The sequence below is a fragment of the Halobacterium sp. KA-4 genome, from assembly GCF_021028995.1.
Lineage (GTDB): Archaea > Halobacteriota > Halobacteria > Halobacteriales > Halobacteriaceae > Halobacterium.
On sequence record NZ_JAJJZG010000005.1, the window covers coordinates 104624 to 117017 of the forward strand.

The following is a 12394-nucleotide window of genomic DNA, read 5'->3' on the forward strand; positions in this document are numbered from 1 at the left end:
TACGTCCACACGTTCATGAAGCACGACGAGTTCGTCGGTGCGGTCCAGAACCGTGCCGAACTGGCCTCCCGTGGCGAAGCAATCCGAGTCACCCGCGCCGTCCTCACCACGCTCGGTGAACGGCTGCAGCCGGGCGAAGCGTCCGACCTCGCTGGCCCGCTCCCGATGGAAATCGACATCTTCCTCCACCAGGCTGACTCCGGCCAGATATTCGACTACGACGACTTCGTCCAGCGGGTCGCCGAGCGCGCGAACGCCGACTACGCCGACGCCGCGTTCTACGCGCAGGTCGTGATGGACGTCGTCGACGAGACGGTGCCCGAGAGCGAACTCCAGGACGTCACCGCCCAGCTCCCCGCGGAGTACGACGACCTCTTCGACCTCGTCGGCACCGACGAGTACTACTGAGCGAGACGGGGCCTCAACCTTTTTCCCGGCAGCCGTTCCACTGGTGAGCATGGCGCACGAGGCGTACGTGCAGTTGGTCTGTCCTGAATGTCAAAAGCAGTGGGAGAGCACGCCGAGCGAGTTGCCCACCCACGACGAGAACTTCAGCTGTCCGAACTGTCACGCCACGCGGCGGACAGCGGAGTTCATGCGAACCGACCGCGACCTCGAGAATCTGAAACGGCTACAGTAACTAGACGACCGTCCGAGCGCCACACGCTTCGCAGTGGAGGCGTTCGGTGTCGTCCTCGATTTCGAGATTGGTGTCCGGAAGCCCGCACTCGGGGCACGTGACGTACGTGTCGACGTACTCGTCGAGGACGTCCTCGACGCGGCGCTGACGGAATCCACCGGTGAATCGGGCGCGCCCGTTCTCGTCGATCTGGGCGCTCGTCCCGAGCTCGTTCTGGATGAACTTCAGCACGTGGTCCTGCTCGCGGCCGAGTCGGTCCAGCGTGTCCTGGAAGTTCTCGTACACCGTGACGTTGCCTTCCTCGCGGACATTCGGCTCGGGAACCTCGAACCGGCTCTCGCTGCCCGCGACGTCGGGCTTCTCCTGCATCGCGCGGTCGAGTTGCTCCTCGTAATCCATACCCCAACGAAGTAGCGGCCCGCACAAAAGCCTTTCAAAAGCCCGGGTCACCCCGATTTTGGCCCGTTCGGCCGAGCCCCGTGGTAACAGCTCTCAGGATAATACTATAACCCCGTGACCGTTAGAATTGGCTGCCATGAAGAAGCAGGAGCTCATCCACCTCCACGGCCTCCTCGCAGAGGTCGGGAACTACTACGAGGAGTGCGAGTCCGACGAGATTTCCCTTGACGAGTACGAGGATCTCGGCGTACGACCGACATCGATTCACAAATCGAAGACTGACCACAAAGCGGCTGTTTTCGCGCTCGCGGGCGGCATCACTTCGGCGATGGACGAACCTGAGGAACAGGAAGCCGTCCCCGCCCAAGCCGACTAACGTAGCGACACGCGACGTCTCCTTACACCTACTACCTCCCTAGCGACAGCGTTACGCCCCGTCCGCCGCGCCTTCGGACTGCCCGCTCTCTGTCTCCTCCTCGCTGACTTCCTCCTCGACTGATAGCACTTCCAGTGGAATGTTCTCGAGGCGCTGGCCGATCTCCTTTCGGGCGATGCGGGAGGCGTGTTCTTCCCGTTCGACGTTGAACACGCTCATCTCCAATTCGAGCGCGACGAGGCTCTCGTCGGCAGCGACGAACGCGGGGTCGAGGTCGTCCCCGCAGTGCGGGCACGTCCGCTCGCCCATGCTGATTTCGACGTAGTTGAGGTCGGGATTCAGCAGCTCGCCGGTCTTCGAGATGGCGATGCGCACTGCTTCGTCGGGGGTCTCGACGTCGTAGACGGGGACTGCGGCCTCGACGACCACCCTACAATCCATGGCTACGTCGAACGTTCACACGCAACGTAGAAGAACTTTGGCCCGGAATCGAACTCGTCTTCCCCCAGCGCCGCCAAGCCCGCCCGAGATGGAGCGCGGCGCCATTCCGACCGACGAGATTGCGGGCGCGGTCGACGTCCAAGCGACCCTGGAGAGCGGCCAGACGTACCTCTGGTGGCGGCCCGATGGAACCACCTACGAGACCGACGGTGCGTCCGGCGGGAGCGCGTGGTACCGCACGGTCGTCGACGGTGACGTCGTCGAAGTCCGCCAGACCGACACCGCAGTCGAGTGGCAGTCTACGACGGACGCGGACCCGCTCGTGCGCAAACTCCTCGGTTTGAACGACGATCTCCAGGAGATTCGCGCGGCCGCGACCGACGACGACCTCACGACGGCCGCGTGGGACGCCTACGACGGCCTCCGCATCGTCCGCGACCCGTTCTTCGGCTGCCTGATTTCGTTCATCTGCTCGGCGCAGATGCGCGTCGAACGGATATTCGCGATGCAGGAATCCCTCCGCGAACACTACGGCGAACCAATCGAGTACGACGGCGAGACCGTCTACGCATTCCCCGAACCAGAGGCGCTTGCAGCCGCCACCGAGGAGGACCTCCGGGAGTTGAAACTCGGCTACCGTGCGCCGTACGTCCAGCGCACCGCCGAGATGGTCGCGACGGGCGAACTCACTCAGCGCGACGTGCAGGGCCGCGCGTACGAAGTTGCTCGCGAGCAACTCACGGACTTCGTCGGCGTCGGCGACAAGGTCGCGGACTGCGTGCTGTTGTTCTCGCTGGGCTACCTCGAAGCCGTCCCACTGGACACGTGGATTCGCTCGGCCATCGAGGAGCACTACCCGGACTGCGACCGCGGCAACTACGCCGACACCTCCCGCGCGATTCGAGAGCAACTCGGCCCATACGCCGGCTACACGCAGACATACCTCTTCCACTATCTCCGGTCGGGCGGCGACGAGTAGGCGCGCGTAACTTTTTGGCGATTGCCGTCCCACCCCACTACATGAGCGAGTGGACTCGCGCACGCGTGCTGGTCTCCGGGAAGGTGCAGGGCGTCTACTTTCGGGCGAACACGCGCGAGCAGGCCCGCGAACGCGGCGTCGACGGCTGGGTGCGGAACCTCCGGGACGGCCGCGTCGAAGCCGTCTTCGAGGGACCTGCGGACGACGTCGACGCGATGGTGGAGTGGTGCCACGAGGACAGTCCCGCAGCACGCGTCGACGACGTCGAAGCCGAATACGACGATCCCGAGGGCCTCGGCGGCTTCGAGATTCGGCGCTGACGCGGACGCGGAGTTTTTACGGCGGTCCCCGCTGAACGTGCAGCCATGATTACCAGCGAGCGGATGGCCGCCGTCGACCGGAACGCGGCGGCGGTCGGCGTGCCGCGCAAGCAGTTGATGGAGTCCAGTGGGAACGCCGTCGCGCGCGCCGTCCGCGAAACCGCCGATGTGGGCGCGACCGTCGCCGTCGTCGCGGGCCGCGGGAACAACGGTGGGGACGCGTTCGTCGCAGCCAGATTCCTCAGCGAGTACGACGTCACCGTCCACCTGCTCGGGCGACCCGAAACCATCACGACGGACATCAGCCGGGAGAACTGGGACGCGCTCCAGCAAGCCGAACTCCCCACGGAGGTCGTGAAAGACTCGAAAGCGCTGACCCTCGGCGACCCGGACGTCGTCGTGGACGCCGTGCTCGGTACTGGCGTCTCGGGCGCGCCTCGAGATCCCGAAGCCTCCGCTATCGAGGCAATCAACGATGTGGACGCGCCCGTCGTCGCGGTGGACGTGCCCTCTGGAATGAACGCCGACACGGGCGAGACGCCGGGCGTCGCCGTCGACGCCGACCACGTAGTGACGTTCCACGACGTGAAGCCCGCACTCGTGGACCGGGAGGACGTTACGGTTGCAGACATCGGTATTCCAGAAGCCGCGGAACTGTTCGTCGGGCCGGGCGACCTCCAGCAGCTCGAACGCGACCCGCACGCCCACAAGGGCGACTTCGGGCGCGTGCTCGTCGTCGGTGGCGGCCCCTACACCGGCGCGCCCGCGCTGAGCGCGCAGGCCACACTACGGGCTGGCGCGGATCTCGCGTACCTCGCGGTCCCCGACAGCATCGCCGAGACCGTTCAGGGGTACAGCGAGAACCTCATCGTGGACTCCTACGTCGGGACACGCCTGCTCCCCGAGCACGTCGACGAGATTCTGGATCGCGCCGCGGACGTCGACGTGGTCGTCTTGGGACCGGGCCTCGGAGATTCGGACGACACGCTCGCAGCAGTCCGGCAGTTCCTCGCCACCTACGACGGCCGCGCGGTCGTCGACGCCGACGCGCTCCAGGCCGTCCCCGACGTCGACACCGACGCGGATCTCGTTTGCACGCCACACCAAGGAGAACTCCAGAAAATGGGGGGACCAACAGAAGACGACTGGCGTGCCCGGGCCGAGGAGGTTGAGGACTTCGCCGCCGACCTCGGGCAGACGCTGCTCGTGAAGGGCGCGTACGACGTGGTCTCGAACGGCGAGACGACGCGCGTCAACCGCACCGGGAATCCGGGAATGACCGTCGGCGGCACCGGTGACGTGCTCGCGGGCGCCACGGCCGCGATGTTCTCCACGCTCGACCCCGTTCCCGCTGCGAGTATCGGCGCGTACGCAAACGGCGACGCCGGCGACCAGGTGGTCGACGAGCACGGCTACGGCCTGCTCGCCACCGACCTACTGGATGCGCTGCCCGCGGCGCTGTGGGGTGAGGACGATGAGTGAAGACACACCCGAAGACGAACTCACGCACACCACGGAGGAGGGCGACGTGCAAATGGTCGACGTCGGGGACAAGCCGGACACCGCTCGCCGGGCGGTCGCGCGCGGCGAAATTCAGCTCTCCGAATCGACCGTCGAGGCGATTCGCGGCGACGAAATCGGGAAGGGCGACGTGCTCGCGACCGCGCGCGTCGGCGCCGTCCAGGCAGTCAAGCACACGTGGGAGACGATTCCGATGTGCCACCAGATTCCCATTACGAACGTCGAGACGGACTTCGACGTGCGCGAGGACCGGGTCGTCCTCGAAGTCGCCGTCGAGACGACCGGGAAGACCGGCTGCGAGATGGAAGCCTTGGAAGGTGTGACGACCGGCTTGAACGTCGTCTGGGACATGGTGAAGGCCGCAGAGAAGGACGACGACGGGCAGTACCCGGGCACGGCTATCGAGGGCGTGGAAGTTGTCCGAAAGGAGAAACGAGAACTCTAGGCTTGTGCGACGAGGTCGCTGGCCTTCGCGCGCGACTTCTCGACGACCGTCGGGAGCGCCTCGAAGTCGACGACGACCTGTTCGTCGCCATAGTCGACGTCGCGGACGTGGGCGTGGTCGTGGACCCACGAAACCACGCTCATCGTCTCGTCGGTCATCGGGAGCACTAGCGTCTCGCGCTCCCGAGGTGGCAACTCATCGTCGATGCGAGCTCGCAGCGCATCCACGTTGATACCGTCACGGCCGCTGACCGCGATTGGGTTCGGCGCGAGCGCGGACAGCGCCTCCTGCTTCTCCGCGAGTTCGTCGTCGTCGACCTTGTCCACCTTGTTGAACACGGTGACGATGGGCGCTTCGTTGCGTTCGTAGAGCGTGTCGTGGCTCGTCACGAGCTTCTCGCGAATCTCGTCGATGGACTCGCTGGCGTCGACCACGAGCAACACGAGGTCCGCCTGGTAGACGGATTCGAGCGTGGATTTGAACGATTCCACGAGCCAGTGCGGGAGGTCGCTGATGAATCCGACCGTGTCCGTCAACAGCACGTCCCGGCGGTCCATGTCCAATCGGCGCGTCGTCGTCCCCAGCGTCGTGAACAGCTGGTTCTGGGATTCGGCGGTGGTATCGAGGTCCGGGTGGAGTTCTTCGTTCTCGTCGATGTCGAGGTCGTCCGCGAGGCGGCGCAGCAGCGTCGACTTCCCGGCGTTCGTGTAGCCCGCCAGCGCCACCAATTCGAAGCCGGACTCGCGGCGCGTCTCGCGGCGCTGCTGTTCGGTCTTCTCGATGCTCGCGAGCTCGTCCCGGATGCGGCTAATCTGGGCTTTGATGTCCTGCTCGCGACTCTCGTCGTACTCCCCGAGCCCCATGAAGCCGGGGCGTTCGTCGCGCTTCGCGAGACTCGTCTTCGCTTCCGCGCGCGGCAGCTCGTAGCGCAGCTCTGCGAGTTCGACCTGCAGTTGCGCCTTCCGGGTGCGGGCGCGCTGTCCGAAGATGTCGAGGATGAGCCGGAATCGGTCCACCACTTCCGTGTTCTCGGGGAGCTGCTTGCCGAGGTTGTACGTCTGGTAGGGTCCGAGCCGGTTGTCGAAGACGACTCGCTCGGCGTCTGTCTCCTCGACGGCCGCTGCGAGTTCCTCGACCTTCCCCTCCCCGAGTTGGAGGGCCGGGTCGGCCGTACGCGTCTGCGTCACTTCGCCACCGACGTCGTAGCCCGCGGCGCGGACGAGGTCCCTGATTTCGGCGGTGTCGGGCGTGCCCTCGTCGACACGCTTGGCGACGACCGCCGTCTTCGTCGTTGTTCCGGTCACTTGTCACATAGTAGGTGCCCGTGCTACTTAAGCCCCGGGCGCGCCCGGTGTCGTCAGTGCGTCTGACAAAAGAGACTTACCGATCACTCGCGGATGAGCGACCATGCCGGACATCAATCTCACGACCCTCGGCCTGGAGTTCGGGGGTGGCGCTGGCATCGGCGCCATCATCGGCTTCGCGGCGAAGAAGGTCGCGAAGCTCATCGCGGTCATCGTCGGTCTCGAGCTCGCGCTGTTCAAATTCCTCGAATCACGAGGCATCCTCACCGTCGATTGGGACCGCCTCACTGGCGGAATGCTCGACATCACGCAGGGTGCCAACGGTGCCGCCCCGCCGTCGTGGGTGAACACCATCCTCTCGACGCTGTCGGTCAGCGCCGGCTTCACCGGTGGGTTCCTCGTCGGATTCAAGAAAGGGTGACGCCGAAATCGCCGCGTCGAACCGCTCAGCGCGTCCCGAGTTCGCCTTTCTCCTTGACGATTGTCGTCTCGCCTTCGCCCTCCGAAACCTCGTTGACGAGGTCGTAGAAGTCGTTCTGCATTCCCGCGGGGAAGGTCAGCACGCCGACCCACGAGCCGTCGGCCTGCCACTCCTCGCGGTCGAGTTCGCCGAATTCCCGAATTTTGGCCTGCCCGCTGCCCGCGTAGTCCGGCGGTAGGTTCACCGCGACCGTGACCTCCTCGAAGCGAATCGGAATCACGGGGCGGAGCGCGTCCAGTGCGTCGTCGACCTGGCTCTCAGCGGGCTCCATCGGGTCGACCGTGAACCCGGCTTCTTCGAGCGCGGTCTCGATGCGTTCGGGCGGATGCGGCGCGTTGTCCATCTGCGGGTTCACCGCGTTTCGCGTGATGATGTTGATGAGCTTGCGGCGCTTCTGCTCCTGCATCTCCGCGCGCTGCTCGGCGGTAATCTGAATCTCCCCGCGCTCGATGACTTCGGGGATAATCTCCATCGGCTCGGTCGTCCCGAACACCTCCTCCAAATCCTCTTCGGCGGGTCGGTCCCCGCGGGAGGCGTTCTCGAAGACGTCGCGGGCCGCTATGACGTCCTCGAGTTCGCCCTCGAACTCGCCGCGCTTCATCGCGAGCGCGGCGTCCGGGTCGACGAGCACTTCGAATCGTTCCCCGTGTGTTTCGAGGCGCGCGGTCACCGCCTCGTCGAGTGATATCATACGTGTGGCTTCGACGGGTATACTTAAAAGACCTTTTCCCACCAGGGCGACGCAGCTACTCCTCGTCAGAGCCGTCGCCGTCCGTGCTGTCACCGTCTGCGCTCGCATCGCCGTCCTCGCTTTCGCCGCCGAGCAAGTCGTGTTCGGCGAGGTACTCTCGGATTTCGTCGTCCGACAGTTCGATGAACGCCCCAGTCTCCGCGTCGATGGTCGCGACGCCGACACCCTCGGGCTGCAGCGACTCCCGAATCTCGCCGAGCGCTCGGAGCGCGAGTTCGACGCCCTCGTCGAGGGGGAGCGACTCGTCGTAGTGGTCTTCGAGGTAGCCCTGCACTGTCGACCGGTCCTCGCCGATGGCGATGGCCTTCCACTCGTAGGGTGTCCCCGAGGGGTCCGTCTCGAAGAGGCGAGGCTCTCCGTCCGTGACGCCGCCGATGAGCAACGCGACACCGAACGGGCGCGCGCCGCCGACCTGCGTGTACTGCTGGATGTGGTCGGTGATGTCCTTCGTCAGCGTCTCCACGCCAATGGGCTGGTCGTAGCGTACGCGCTCGATCTGGGCGTCGCGGCGCGCGAAGTCGATGAGTTGGCGGGCGTCGGCGACGTGGCCGGCGCTCGCGATGCCGATGTGGTTGTCGGCCTTGTGGATTTTCTCGACGGACGCTTCCTCCATCAGCGGCGAGCTGATGCGCTTATCCACGAGGAGGACGACGCCGCCGTCCGTTCGGACGCCGATGCTGGGCGTCCCTCGCTTGACTGCCTCTCGGGCGTACTCCACCTGATAGAGGCGGCCGTCCGGCGAGAAGATGGTGATACCGCGGTCGTAGGCCTGCTGTTGGTTCTGTCCTTGCATGGTTAGCAGTCGAGGTTCGTCGCGCCCACGTACCCGCCCTCGGAGTCGACGTCGACGAGGTCACCTCGGCGGACTGCCGGACGGGTCTCGCCCGCGAACGCGACGCTGGCTTCGGCTGCGGATTCACCCGGCCGTCCTAAATACTTTTCTTCAGCGGCCCGTATCGTGCCGGAGACGCCGCGTACCGCCACCCTGACGGGGTCGTCGCGAACGTCGTCGACACACGCCAGCGCCGCTCGCCCGCGCTCGACTTCGCCGTGGCGCACGCGCACCAGTGCCTCCCCGCTGCCGTCCTCGAAGGAGAACTGCAGCACGCGCAGGTCGGCGTCGGCGCTCCCCGTGTCCCCGTAGAGATTCTGCGCGGCGAACCAGACGCTGCGCTGGAAGTCCCCCTGCGAGACGTCCGCGTCGGGCCACGCCTCCAGCTCGACGGCGAGGTACCGCCATCGCGGCCGGAGGTGCTTCGGGAGGTGTTTCACGGGCGTTCGGCGACGAGCACGCCAACCTGCTCGTGAACCATCTCGACGGCCGTGACTGCGTACCCCTCGTCCGTGAACGCGTCCACGAGCACGCCGACTGTCGCCGGGTCGTCGACCTCGGGGCTGTAGAACGGCTCCTCTGGGTTCGGCTCCCCGAAGAACATCACGTCCCCGAGCACGATTCGCCGCGGGCCGAGACCGGCGATGACCGAGATGGCTTCGCGCTTCTCCTCGTCGCTGAGGTGGTGCATCGCGAAATTCGAGGTCACGATGTCGACCTCGCCGTCGTAGTTCGGCTCGCGGAACTGCCCCTGTCCGAATTCGACGTTGTCGAGGCCGCGCTCGTCGGCCTTCCGGCGCGCCTCGTCCATCATTCCCTCGCTGATGTCGCGGCCGACGACGCGGCCCGCCTCCTCGGCCAGCCCGAGCGCGATGGCACCCGTCCCACAGCCCAAGTCGAGGACGGTGTCGTCGCTGTCGGGGTTCGCGTGTTCGAGGACGAGCGCGACGCACTCGTTGTACTCCACGGACTTCTCCTCGTCGTAGTCGGCCGCGAGGTCGTCGAAACGCGCGGCGTGCTCCTCAACTGTCTTCTTCATACCTGCCGCGTTCGACTCCCGACGTGATGAAGTCCTCGGACATCCGGTGGCGGTTGCGCTCCGCCAGCTCGCCCCACGACTCCAACCCGGTCCGAATCTGGTCGCGGTCGAACCCAATCTCTTCGCCGACGGCGAGCAGTTCGCGGGGCGCGCGCAGTTGTAGGTGGGATTCGGGGTCGACACTGACGACGTACGGCGCGTCGTAGTGGTCGACGAGCTCGCGGAGCTTCCGTAGCCCACGCAACGCCTGCACGCGCTCCCCGCCGCTTGCGCGCAGCACCCGCGAGAAGTCGAACTCCAGATGAACCGCGTTCCGCTCGGCCGCCTTCACGACGACGTGGTTGACGTCGCCGCGTCCCCGCATCGGTCCGGCGAGCACGTCCACACGCTGCGATTCGCCGACGAACCGGTTCAGCTCCGGCGTGCCGCCGCGCGCGACCAATACGGTCGCCTGCTCGCGGAGGTTCGCGATGGCGCCGCTGGCCTGCGACGTGTTCTCCGCGTCGAGTTCGACGCCCGACACCACGTCGATGCCGTACTCCTCGGCCACGACTTCGTGGTCGACGTCCGGCTGGGCGTCCGACCGACTCCGCACGACGACGCCGTCGTATCCGACGCTAGCGGCTGTCGCGGCGAACCGCGCGACGGTGCTGTCGCCGTCCGGGTTGGCGTGAACGGCCTCGTACACGACCGCCAGTTCGTCGTCGGTCCGTAAAAACGCGTGCGTTCGCCCTCGCGTCTCCAGGACGAACGGCGGTTACCCACTAAACCGTCGGAAGTTCTGGACCGTCGGGAGGTGCCAGTCGTACACGACTGCAACTAATCGGGTTCCGACGGTCACAACCGCACACGCGACGGCAGCCGTACTCCCGGTCGCACCGAGCGTTCCCGCGGTCCAGTACGTAACTCCCCCAAGCACGGCACAGCTCGCGTAGAAGTCCTCGAAGAGGATGAACGGTGCTCTATCGAGGAGGATGTCCGCAAACGCTCCGCCGCCAACGGCGTTTATCGTCGCAATCGCGACGACACCGAACGTCGAAACACCGGCGTCGGTCGCGACGATGGCACCCGTCGTGGCGAACGCACCGAGCCCGACGGCGTCGGAGACGAGCGTGACTGGATGGGTATCCGGCGACGACAGCCCGACGCTCAGCGCGATGGCCAGGCCGACCCCAAGCAATCCCAGACTGACTTCGAGTGGCGACTGGAGCGCTAGCGGAACTCGTGCCACGAGGAGGTCGCGCGTCGCGCCACCGGCGAACGCCATCGCCAGCCCGACTATGACGATACCAAATACGTCGAACTCCTCGCGAATCGCCTTCGAGGCCCCGACTAGCGCGAACGCGACCAGCCCGACGGTGTTCATCACGGCGAACGGGTCGCCGAACAGCGTCGCGACGACGTCCTCAATCACTGTTCTCGACTACGAGAGCGCTTCGCGGGCGTTCTCGACGGCGGCTTCCTTCTTCGCAGGGTAGGCTTCGACTTTCGCGCGGAGCGCGATGCCGTCGCCCAGTTGGGCATCGCCGAGGAACGCCTCTTGTTTGTCGAGGTGAACGAACAGCGAGCAGTTCTCGTCGACGCGCTGGTCGAGTTCCTCGCGGATGCGCCCGATGTCCGCGCCGTCCCGGAGTTGACCGAGCACGTGGCGCATCTCGTCGGCGCGTTCGACGCGCGCGGAGAGCACGACAATACGGTCGCCGAGGTGGCCTGCGCTCTCGGCGCGTTCGAGTTCGACCTCCTCGGGGAGGAAGTGGCCGAGCGCGTCGGCGACGCGAACCTCGTCCTCCGTGCCGTAGCAGAACGCTCGGAGGTCGACGTAGTGGAACGGAACCTCACTCATTACGTAGCGGTAGCGGCCGCGGCGGTAAAAACGTCGCTACTGCGGGCTGTCCGGGAGGTACGTCGCAGCGATTTCCGCGACGCGCTTCGCGCCGTTCTCGCGGGGCTGGGGCGCTTCGACGGTGTCGAGGAGCGCTTCGACGCCCGCAATCGAGTCCGCGGCGTAAAAGCCAGGAGTGTCCGCGAGCGCGTCGACAACGCCGCGCTGTTCGGAGGTCGCCGGCATGACGATGCAGGGCGTGCCGGCGACCCCGGCCTCCATCACCGTGGAGTAGCCGCTACAGATGACGAGGTTCGCACCCACGATGAACGGCTGTAGGGACTCCTGGAGTTCCCAGTCGTCGCCGCCAACGAGCGTCACGTCCCGTCCTTGCGCCTCCAGCGCGTCCGCGAGCCGGTCGGGGTCAACGCTGAACTCGCTCGGCACCACGAGCACGTCGACGTCCTCGTCCGGTGCATCACCGGCGGGTGCCATCGGCGGCACGTCGTCAGCCCCCCCAATCGTCGGCTCGCCGGCCCAGACTTTCGGGAGCAGGAACTGCTCGGCACCACGGCCCGCGATGTGGTTGCGGACCCACGCGCCGACGCGTTCGACAGCGGAGTTGTAGAACGCGGAAGGGTCGTGCGAGATGTAGACGTAGCGCTGGCCGTACAGGGATGCCGCAATCGCCGCAGCAATGTCGTCGGTCACGAGCAGCGCGGGGGCTTCGTCGTCGAACCACGCGCGGTACTGCTGGATGCGCTCGTAGAGTGCGGGAACGCTGTTCCGGGCGACGTCAAGGAGACTCCCGTCCTGGAGGTCGTCAACGAAGTCCACGACGGTCGGCTCGAACTCGGTGTAGCCGTTTGCTTCGACGAACTTCGTGCCCGGGCCACCACCCGCGATGACCGTCTCGTAGCCGGCAGCCTCCAGCTCTTCGACGACTGCCAGCATGCGGGTTGCGTGGCCGGCGCCCTCGCAGTAGTGCGCGACGGCGACTTTCGGTGGCCGTCCACTCATGACGAAGTCACGATGCGCGTCTCT

At 66.1% G+C, this 12394-nt stretch carries 19 protein-coding genes; 8 read left to right on the forward strand and 11 right to left on the reverse strand.

Annotated elements, in window-relative coordinates; translation table 11 throughout:
* Nucleotides 1-15 precede the first annotated feature (15 nt).
* Nucleotides 16-408 carry a DUF2267 domain-containing protein gene (locus LPA44_RS07050; RefSeq protein ID WP_230888882.1) on the forward strand — a complete coding sequence of 131 codons (393 nt, stop codon included), beginning with the start codon at nucleotides 16-18 and terminating at the stop codon, nucleotides 406-408.
* 49 nt (nucleotides 409-457) lie between these two features.
* Nucleotides 458-640 carry a DUF7836 family putative zinc-binding protein gene (locus tag LPA44_RS07055; RefSeq protein ID WP_059057016.1) on the forward strand — a complete coding sequence of 61 codons (183 nt, stop codon included), beginning with the start codon at nucleotides 458-460 and terminating at the stop codon, nucleotides 638-640.
* On the opposite strand, the gene LPA44_RS07060 is transcribed toward LPA44_RS07055, so the two are convergent.
* Nucleotides 641-1039, reverse strand: a complete 399-nt coding sequence (locus tag LPA44_RS07060) for a translation initiation factor IF-2 subunit beta (protein WP_230888883.1) — start codon at nucleotides 1037-1039, stop codon at nucleotides 641-643.
* A 136-nt stretch (nucleotides 1040-1175) separates the two neighbouring features.
* Here LPA44_RS07060 and LPA44_RS07065 point away from each other — a divergent pair, with 136 nt between their 5' ends.
* Nucleotides 1176-1415, forward strand: a complete 240-nt coding sequence (locus LPA44_RS07065; RefSeq protein WP_230888884.1) for a UPF0058 family protein — start codon at nucleotides 1176-1178, stop codon at nucleotides 1413-1415.
* A 51-nt stretch (nucleotides 1416-1466) separates the two neighbouring features.
* On the opposite strand, the gene LPA44_RS07070 is transcribed toward LPA44_RS07065, so the two are convergent.
* Entirely contained in the window at nucleotides 1467-1856 is a 390-nt protein-coding gene (locus LPA44_RS07070; RefSeq protein WP_230888885.1) for a DUF555 domain-containing protein, read from the reverse strand.
* Between the two features lie 88 nt (nucleotides 1857-1944).
* Between LPA44_RS07070 and LPA44_RS07075 the strand changes: the two genes are divergently transcribed.
* The 4 genes from LPA44_RS07075 to moaC are packed head-to-tail and all read left to right on the forward strand — an operon-like array spanning nucleotide 1945 to nucleotide 5121.
* Nucleotides 1945-2835, forward strand: coding sequence for a DNA-3-methyladenine glycosylase family protein (locus LPA44_RS07075; protein WP_230888886.1), 891 nt, complete (start codon nucleotides 1945-1947; stop codon nucleotides 2833-2835).
* A 41-nt stretch (nucleotides 2836-2876) separates the two neighbouring features.
* Complete coding sequence (locus LPA44_RS07080) at nucleotides 2877-3155, forward strand: acylphosphatase (RefSeq protein ID WP_230888887.1); 279 nt, start codon at nucleotides 2877-2879, stop codon at nucleotides 3153-3155.
* Nucleotides 3156-3200: 45 nt separating this feature from the next.
* A complete protein-coding gene (locus LPA44_RS07085) occupies nucleotides 3201-4637 on the forward strand; it encodes an NAD(P)H-hydrate dehydratase (protein WP_230888888.1) in 1437 nt (478 codons plus the stop codon).
* On the forward strand, nucleotides 4630-5121 hold the full coding sequence (moaC, locus tag LPA44_RS07090; protein WP_230888889.1) for a cyclic pyranopterin monophosphate synthase MoaC: 492 nt from the start codon (nucleotides 4630-4632) through the stop codon (nucleotides 5119-5121). The genes LPA44_RS07085 and moaC overlap by 8 nt, the downstream gene beginning before the upstream one ends.
* On the opposite strand, the gene hflX is transcribed toward moaC, so the two are convergent.
* Entirely contained in the window at nucleotides 5118-6425 is a 1308-nt protein-coding gene (gene hflX / locus LPA44_RS07095) for a GTPase HflX (protein ID WP_230888890.1), read from the reverse strand. The two genes, moaC and hflX, sit on opposite strands and share 4 nt — an antisense overlap.
* 103 nt (nucleotides 6426-6528) lie before the next feature.
* Here hflX and LPA44_RS07100 point away from each other — a divergent pair, with 103 nt between their 5' ends.
* Nucleotides 6529-6846 (forward strand): FUN14 domain-containing protein, encoded by a 318-nt coding sequence (locus LPA44_RS07100; protein WP_230888891.1) that lies wholly within the window; start codon nucleotides 6529-6531, stop codon nucleotides 6844-6846.
* A 25-nt stretch (nucleotides 6847-6871) separates the two neighbouring features.
* Here LPA44_RS07100 and LPA44_RS07105 read toward each other — a convergent pair whose 3' ends face one another.
* The 8 genes from LPA44_RS07105 to LPA44_RS07140 form a co-directional block, all read right to left on the reverse strand.
* On the reverse strand, nucleotides 6872-7597 hold the full coding sequence (locus tag LPA44_RS07105) for a ribosome assembly factor SBDS (RefSeq protein ID WP_230888892.1): 726 nt from the start codon (nucleotides 7595-7597) through the stop codon (nucleotides 6872-6874).
* Between the two features lie 55 nt (nucleotides 7598-7652).
* Nucleotides 7653-8450, reverse strand: a complete 798-nt coding sequence (psmA, locus tag LPA44_RS07110; RefSeq protein WP_230888893.1) for an archaeal proteasome endopeptidase complex subunit alpha — start codon at nucleotides 8448-8450, stop codon at nucleotides 7653-7655.
* A 2-nt stretch (nucleotides 8451-8452) separates the two neighbouring features.
* Nucleotides 8453-8929: an Rpp14/Pop5 family protein gene (locus tag LPA44_RS07115; RefSeq protein ID WP_230888894.1), complete on the reverse strand. Its 477-nt coding sequence runs from the start codon at nucleotides 8927-8929 to the stop codon at nucleotides 8453-8455.
* Nucleotides 8926-9528, reverse strand: coding sequence for a class I SAM-dependent methyltransferase (locus tag LPA44_RS07120; protein WP_230888895.1), 603 nt, complete (start codon nucleotides 9526-9528; stop codon nucleotides 8926-8928). Before LPA44_RS07120 ends, LPA44_RS07115 begins: the two co-directional genes overlap by 4 nt.
* On the reverse strand, nucleotides 9512-10216 hold the full coding sequence (locus LPA44_RS07125; protein WP_230888896.1) for an RNase P subunit p30 family protein: 705 nt from the start codon (nucleotides 10214-10216) through the stop codon (nucleotides 9512-9514). The genes LPA44_RS07120 and LPA44_RS07125 overlap by 17 nt, the downstream gene beginning before the upstream one ends.
* 69 nt (nucleotides 10217-10285) lie before the next feature.
* On the reverse strand, nucleotides 10286-10894 hold the full coding sequence (locus tag LPA44_RS07130) for a trimeric intracellular cation channel family protein (protein WP_230888984.1): 609 nt from the start codon (nucleotides 10892-10894) through the stop codon (nucleotides 10286-10288).
* Between the two features lie 57 nt (nucleotides 10895-10951).
* Nucleotides 10952-11371 (reverse strand): RNA-binding protein, encoded by a 420-nt coding sequence (locus tag LPA44_RS07135; RefSeq protein WP_230888897.1) that lies wholly within the window; start codon nucleotides 11369-11371, stop codon nucleotides 10952-10954.
* A 36-nt stretch (nucleotides 11372-11407) separates the two neighbouring features.
* The gene (locus tag LPA44_RS07140) at nucleotides 11408-12370 is read right to left on the reverse strand and encodes a hypothetical protein (RefSeq protein WP_230888898.1); all 963 of its coding nucleotides are present in this window, start codon (nucleotides 12368-12370) and stop codon (nucleotides 11408-11410) included.
* Between the last annotated feature and the right edge of the window lie 24 nt (nucleotides 12371-12394).